This is a genomic window from Cellulomonas sp. HZM, assembly GCF_000708885.1.
In the GTDB taxonomy this organism is placed as follows: domain Bacteria; phylum Actinomycetota; class Actinomycetes; order Actinomycetales; family Cellulomonadaceae; genus Cellulomonas.
This window is the reverse complement of the sequence record NZ_JEOE01000032.1, coordinates 23,057-29,858: the sequence shown is the minus strand read 5'-3', so window position 1 is coordinate 29,858 and position 6,802 is coordinate 23,057. Positions and strand designations below refer to the sequence as shown.

The following is a 6,802-nucleotide window of genomic DNA, read 5'->3' as shown; positions in this document are numbered from 1 at the left end:
CGCGGCGACGGCGTCACACGAGGGCGCGGTGACGGCTGCGCGGTCGGCGGCGTCGGCGCGGCGGCTCCTGCTGCCGCGCCGTCTGCTGTCGCTGCTGCGGCTCCGCCTGCTGTCGCTGCTGCGGCTCCGCCTGCTGTCGCTGCTGCGGCTCCGCCTGCCGCTGCGGCGACTGCCGACGACGCCGGGCGGGTGGACGTCCGCTGGGGTGCTGTCGCGGCGCGGGGGCCGGGCTCGGCGTCCACGATCGCGGGCATCACACGCGTGACGTCGTCGCGGGCGGGCTCCGGGGCGTCGGCGACCTCGTCCGCGTTCTCGTCGGCGGTGTCGTCGGCGGTGTCGACCGTCTTCTCGTCGGCCACCGGCTCTGCGGCGAGAACCGGCTCGTCCGCGCCTGCCGCTCCATCGGTCTCGGGCTCGGCGTCAGCCCCGGACTCGTCGGTCTCCGGCTCAGCCGCGGTGACGGCCTTGGGCTCTGCCTCGTCATCGGGCTCCGCCTCGTCGGCGGTGTCGGCCTCAGTGTCAGTGTCAGGGTCAGTGTCGGGCTCGGGCTCGGGCTCGGGCTCGGGCTCCGCCTCCGCCGGTTCGTCGACCGCATCGACCACCGTCGGCTCGCCCTCGGCGCGCACGCTCGACGAGCCGAGGACGCCCGAGCCACCCCACACGGGCCAGACCACGTCGTCGAGCACCTCGGCCGACGACTCCTCGTCAGCCGCGTCCCGCGCCCCCGTCTGCTCCACCGCGCCGGCGCTCGCCCCGGAGGTCGCGTCGGACGAGGTCGCACCCTCGTCTCCGGTGGGCGGGAGCACCACGGTGTCGTCGGCGGACCCGTCGACCGGGTCGGTGCCGTCGTGGTTGGTGCCCTCGCTCATCGCTCCCCCATGGTTGCCCGGCGCACGTTGCGCCCGCGCGAGTCTACGTGCGCGGGCTGGGCGAGCCCTGGGCGCCACGTGCGTGGCGCGTGGAGATCATCCGCGCACGCCGTGCAGCCGTCCGCGCAGGTGGACGAGGCCTCCGGCCCGCGGGTCGCCCTGACGCGCCGCCACGACGGTCCCGACGACGATGTCGTGGTCACCTGCGCGGTGGATCTCGTGGGTCGTGCAGTCGAACCACGCCGCCGCGCCGTCGACCCATGCGGCCCCGGACTGCGGGCCCAGCGTGTGCGGGACGCGTTCGAGCTGCCCGACGACCGGGCGCCCGGGCGACGAGAGCCAGTCCGCGACGGGCCCCTGCGTGTCGGCGAGCACGCTCACCGCCCACGTCGACGAGTCGTCGAGCGCCTCGCGCACGCGCGCGTCGGCGTGCACGCAGAACAGCAGCATCGGCGGGTCGAGCGAGACGGACGCGACGGCGCTGGCCGTCATCGCGTGCTGCGCCCCGCGCCAGCGGACCGCCACGACGGCGACGCCGGCTGGCAGCCGCGACACGGTGTCGCGGAACAGGTCGGGGTCGCCAGGCTCGCTCACGCGCGCTCGTCGGGCGCCGTCTCGAGCCCGTCGTCCGCGACGTCCTCGGGCGGCCAACCGAACGACGCGGCACCCGGGTCGTCGTCGAAGAGGCGTGCCGGTGCGAGCGCGGCCAGCGCGAGCATCGCGACCGAGCCCCACAGCCACCAGTAGCTGATCGCCTGCCCGCTCGGGACAAGCGTGTCCCCACCCGGACCCGTCCCGGACAGCACCAGCACCCCCGCACCGACGCCGATCGCGTACCCGCCGAGGGCCGTCCACGCCCCCCATGCGCGCATCGCGACACCCGCGGCGAGCACCAGGACGAGCGCGAGCACCAGCCCCCAGGGCTGCACCGAGCGGTGGCCGATCGTGCCGAGCGTCGCGGCGACGAGCCCGACGAGGATGCCGACGACGACGCGGCCGACGCCCGCAGCGGTCCTGTTCACGCGGGTCAGGCTACTGCCACGACCTGGACCCCGGCGGGCCATGCGACGGCGCCCGGCTCGCTCCCGGGCGCGAGGACGTACGCCTCGTGCCGCGCGACGGGCTCGAGGCGCCCCAGGCTGAGCGCGAACCGGCCCGCCACGCCGTCGACGCCGTGCACCGCGTCGGCGGCCTGCACCTGCGTCTCGTGCGCGCGCAGCGCCCCGAGCAGGCGGTCGAGCACGGGGGCGACGTCCACGACGACGTCGACGTGCGCGGTCGCCGCCGACGGGAGGGGCGCCGATGCGTCGGCGTACGTCCCGGCGGGCGCGGGCGCTGCGGTGAACGCGGCGTACGCGGCGTGCAGGACGGAGGCGTCGAACGCCGCCCAGAGCACCACGGGCACGCGGTGGCCGCACACGGCCGCGAGCTCGACGGCCCGCATCGTGACGCGGTGCGCGTGCACGTGATCGGGGTGGCCGTAGCCGCCGCCGGGCTCGTAGGTCGCGACGACGTCCGGCCGACGAGCCACGAGCAGGTCCGCGAGCGGCCCCGCGGCCTCGTCGACGTCGACCCCGACGAACGCCCGCGCCGGCACGTCGGCGCCGATCCCCGCACGACCCTCGTCGTCCCACGCCATGCCAGAGTCCTCGTAGCGCACGCCGCCGACGAGCGCGTCGAGGAACGCGTGGTCGTCGACCCCGAGCGCGGCCAGCGCCGCGGCGAGCTCGCCCTCCCGGTGCGCGCCGAGCGCGTCGCCGGTCAGGTGCGCGAGCGAGGCGGGGATGACCTCCCCCGCCTCGCCGCGCGTGCACGTCACGACGGTGGCCGGACCCGCCGCCGCCCACGTCGCCAGGAGCGCGCCGGTCCACAGCGACTCGTCGTCGGGGTGCGCGTGCACCGCGACGAGGCCGCCCATCCCGGGCACCGCGGGCACCGCGGGCATCAGCTCTTCTTGTTGCGCGCCGTGATGCGCGCGCGCTCCGTCTGGTCGAGCACCACCTTGCGGATCCGGACGATCTCCGGGGTCACCTCGACGCACTCGTCCTCGCGCGCGAACTCGAGCGACTCCTCGAGCGTCAGCTTGCGCGGCGGCACGAGGTTCTCGAAGTTGTCCGCCGTGGAGGAGCGCATGTTGGTGAGCTTCTTCTCCTTGGTGATGTTGACGTCCATGTCCTCGTTGCGCGCGTTCTCGCCGACGATCATGCCCTCGTAGACCTCCTGCGTGGGGTCGACGAAGAAGGAGCCACGCTCCTGCAGGTTGATCATCGCGAACGGCGTCACGACGCCCGCGCGGTCGGCGACGAGCGAGCCGTTGAGACGCGTCTCGATCTGCCCCGCCCAGGGCTCGTAGCCCTCGGCGATCGACGACGCGATGCCCGTGCCGCGCGTGTCGGTGAGGAACCGCGTGCGGAAGCCGATCAGCCCGCGCGCCGGGACCAGGAACTCCATGCGGACCCAGCCGGTGCCGTGGTTCGACATCGTCTCCATGCGGCCCTTGCGCTGCGCGAGGAGCTGCGTGACGGCGCCGAGGTACTCCTCGGGGACGTCGATCGTCATGCGCTCCATGGGCTCGAGGACCTTGCCGTCCTCCTTCTTCGTGACGACCTGCGGCTTTCCGACGGTCAGCTCGAAGCCTTCGCGGCGCATCTGCTCGACGAGGATCGCGAGCGCGAGCTCGCCGCGGCCCTGGACCTCCCACGCGTCGGGGCGCTCGGTGGGCACCACGCGCAGCGACACGTTGCCGATGAGCTCCTTGTCGAGGCGGTCCTTGACCTGACGGGCCGTGACCTTGTGGCCCTTGCCGCCCTTGCCCGCGAGCGGGGAGGTGTTGATGCCGATGGTCATCGAGATCGCCGGGTCGTCGACCGTGATGAGCGGCAGCGGGCGCGGGTCGTCGGGGTCGGTGAGCGTCTCGCCGATCGTGATGTCCTCGATGCCGGCGACCGCGACGATGTCGCCCGGGCCCGCCTGCTCGGTGGGGACGCGCTCGAGCGCCTTGGTCTCGAGCAGCTCGGTGATGCGGACGTTCTGCATCGTGCCGTCGTGGCGCGCCCACGCGACCGTCTGGCCCTTGCGCAGGTTGCCGTTGAAGATGCGCAGCAGCGCGAGGCGACCCAGGAACGGTGAGGCGTCCAGGTTGGTGACGTGCGCCTGCAGCGGGTGGTCCTCGGTGTACGTGGGGGCCGGGATCTTCTCGAGGATCGTCGCGAACAGCGGCTCGAGCGTCTCGGAGTCCGGCAGGCCGCCGTCCGCGGGCTGCGTCAGCGACGCACGGCCGGCCTTGGCGGCGGCGTAGACGACGGGCACGTCGAGGATCGCGTCGAGGTCCAGGTCCGGCACGTCCTCGTGCAGGTCGGACGCCAGGCCGAGCAGCAGGTCCGTCGCCTCGTGCACGACCTCGGTGATGCGCGCGTCGGGGCGGTCCACCTTGTTGACGACGAGGATCACGGGAAGCTTGGCGATGAGCGCCTTGCGCAGCACGAAGCGGGTCTGCGGGAGCGGGCCCTCCGACGCGTCGACGAGCAGCACGACGCCGTCGACCATCGACAGGCCGCGCTCGACCTCGCCGCCGAAGTCGGCGTGACCGGGGGTGTCGATGACGTTGATCGTGATGCCGTCGGGCTGGCCCACCGCGGCCGCCGCGGGACCGGCGTACCGGACCGCGGTGTTCTTCGCGAGGATCGTGATGCCCTTCTCGCGCTCGAGGTCGCCCGAGTCCATCGCACGCTCGTCGACGTGCGCGTGGGCGCCGAACGCACCGGACTGCCACAGCATCGCGTCGACCAGCGTGGTCTTGCCGTGGTCGACGTGGGCGACGATCGCGACGTTGCGCAGGTCGGAGCGCACGCTCGTGGTGGTGGTGTCCGAGGACATACGGGTACTCATCTCAGAAGTTGGGGGGCGCGCAGCGTCGTCGCGCGCCGGACGAGTCTACCGTCACGGTCACTACGGCCGGGTGCGGGGACGTACGCGAGGACGTGAAGGTACGACGAAGGCTCCGGGCAGGTCGCGCCGGAGCCTTCGTCGGACCTTCGGATCAGAAGCCGCGGGGGATCTCCCGCTCGGCCTCGACCTCGCTGATCTCGAGCTTCTCCTGACGCTCGGCCTCCGCGGCCTGCCCCGCCTCGTCGGCCGCCAGCGCCACGCGCTGCGCCTCGAGCAGCGCGTCGCGCGCCTCGCGACGCTGTCGCTGGGAGTCCGGGTCCGGCACGGGGACGGCCGCGAGCAGCCGCTGCGTGTAGTCGTCCTTCGGGTGGTTGACGACCTGCGCGGTGTCGCCCACCTCGACGAGCCGGCCGTTGTGCATCACGGCGATGCGGTCGGACAGCATCTCGACGACGGCCAGGTCGTGGCTGATGAACAGGCACGCGAAGCCGTGCTCGCGCTGCAGCTCCTGGAACAGCTCGAGCACCGTCGCCTGCACCGAGACGTCGAGCGCGGACGTCGGCTCGTCGGCGACCAGCAGCTGCGGCTCGAGCGCGAGCGAGCGGGCGATGCCCACGCGCTGGCGCTGACCGCCGGAGAGCTCGTGCGGGTACCGGTTGCGCATCGCGCGCGGGAGCTGGACCTGGTCGAGCAGCCGCTCGACCGCCTTGGACATCTCCGCGCCCTTGAGCCCGCGGTGCAGCAGCAGCGGCTCGGCGATCGACTCGCCGATCGGCAGGCGCGGGTTGAGCGAGCTGCCCGGGTCCTGGAAGACGATGCCGACCTTGGTGCGCAGCGGCTTGAGGTCGTTGCGGGTCGCCCCGACCATGTCCTGGCCGACGATCTCCAGCTTGCCGCTCGTGACCGGCAGTAGCCCGACGACGGCACGCCCGATCGTCGTCTTGCCCGAGCCGGACTCGCCGACGAGGCCGACGACCTCGCCCTTGCGGATCTGCAGGTTGACGCCGTCGACCGCTCGGAACGCGGGCGTACGGCGGCGACCGGGGTACTCGATGACCATGTCCACCGCGTCGAGCACCACGGGACGGTCGTCGGCCGTGGCGGCCTTCGGCGTGGCCTCGCCCGCCGTCTGCGCCGCGACCTCGGCGGCGGCCGCCTCGGCGCTGCGGCCCAGGTGCGGAACCGACTCGAGGAGCTTGATCGTGTACGGGTGCTGCGGTGCGCCGAAGATCTGCGCGGCCTCGCCCTGCTCGACGACCAGGCCGTCCTTCATGACGATGATCTTGTCCGCCATGTCCGCGACCACGCCCATGTCGTGCGTGATCAGCACGATGCCCGCGTTGACGCGGTGGCGCAGGTCCCGCATGAGCTTGAGGATCTCGGCCTGCACCGTCACGTCGAGGGCCGTGGTCGGCTCGTCCGCGATGAGCAGCTTCGGGTCGCACGCCAAGGCCTGCGCGATCATCGCGCGCTGGCGCTGACCACCCGACAGCTGGTGCGGGTAGGAGTCGACGCGCGTCTCCGGGTTGGGGATCTCGACCAGACGAAGCAGCTCGATCGCGCGCTCGCGGGCGTCGCTCGGGCCGATCTCGAAGTGCGTGCGCAGCGTCTCAATGATCTGGAACCCGATCGTGAACACCGGGTTCAGGGCCGTCATCGGCTCCTGGAAGATCATCGCGACCTCGCGGCCGCGCACGCGGCGCAGCTTCGAGGACGGCATGCCGATGAGCTCGCGGTCGTCGAGCTTGGCCGAGCCGCGCGCGCGGCCGTTCGGCGGGAGCAGGCCCATGAGGGCCATCGACGACTGGGTCTTGCCCGAGCCGGACTCGCCGACGATCGCCAGCACCTCTCCGGGGCTGACGGTGTAGCTCACGCCGGACGCCGCGGGGTACCACGAGCCGTCGACGTAGAAGTCGACGCCGAGGTCCTTGACGTCCAGCACCGGCTGGTCGAGGGGCGGCGGGGCCGCCAGGGTGTCCGTGGCCACGGTCAGGATCCTTCCTGCTGGCGCGGTGCGTGCCCGGTCGGGGCCGCTGCCGCACGTG

The 6,802-nt window shown here is 73.2% G+C and carries 5 protein-coding genes and 1 pseudogene; all 6 read right to left on the bottom strand.

Features of this window, described 5'->3' with window-relative positions:
• Positions 1 to 869, bottom strand: a pseudogene (locus AW16_RS0113635) (hypothetical protein); the annotation flags it as partial.
• Between the two features lie 96 nt (positions 870 to 965).
• Positions 966 to 1,463, bottom strand: a complete 498-nt coding sequence (locus AW16_RS18835; RefSeq protein WP_029291269.1) for a flavin reductase family protein — start codon at positions 1,461 to 1,463, stop codon at positions 966 to 968.
• Positions 1,460 to 1,891 carry a hypothetical protein gene (locus tag AW16_RS18830; RefSeq protein ID WP_029291265.1) on the bottom strand — a complete coding sequence of 144 codons (432 nt, stop codon included), beginning with the start codon at positions 1,889 to 1,891 and terminating at the stop codon, positions 1,460 to 1,462. The genes AW16_RS18835 and AW16_RS18830 overlap by 4 nt, the downstream gene beginning before the upstream one ends.
• Before the next feature lie 5 nt (positions 1,892 to 1,896).
• Complete coding sequence (locus AW16_RS0113620; RefSeq protein WP_034649244.1) at positions 1,897 to 2,814, bottom strand: PIG-L family deacetylase; 918 nt, start codon at positions 2,812 to 2,814, stop codon at positions 1,897 to 1,899.
• Positions 2,814 to 4,745, bottom strand: a complete 1,932-nt coding sequence (gene typA, locus AW16_RS0113615; protein ID WP_029291261.1) for a translational GTPase TypA — start codon at positions 4,743 to 4,745, stop codon at positions 2,814 to 2,816. The genes AW16_RS0113620 and typA overlap by 1 nt, the downstream gene beginning before the upstream one ends.
• Before the next feature lie 163 nt (positions 4,746 to 4,908).
• Positions 4,909 to 6,744 (bottom strand): ABC transporter ATP-binding protein, encoded by a 1,836-nt coding sequence (locus tag AW16_RS0113610; protein ID WP_051681948.1) that lies wholly within the window; start codon positions 6,742 to 6,744, stop codon positions 4,909 to 4,911.
• Between the last annotated feature and the right edge of the window lie 58 nt (positions 6,745 to 6,802).

What these genes read in the sequence shown, in the direction of transcription:
- typA (WP_029291261.1), bottom strand. Translation starts at nt 4,745, where the DNA reads ATGTCCTCGGACACCACCACCACGAGCGTGCGCTCCGACCTGCGCAAC.
- AW16_RS0113620 (WP_034649244.1), bottom strand. Translation starts at nt 2,814, where the DNA reads ATGCCCGCGGTGCCCGCGGTGCCCGGGATGGGCGGCCTCGTCGCGGTG.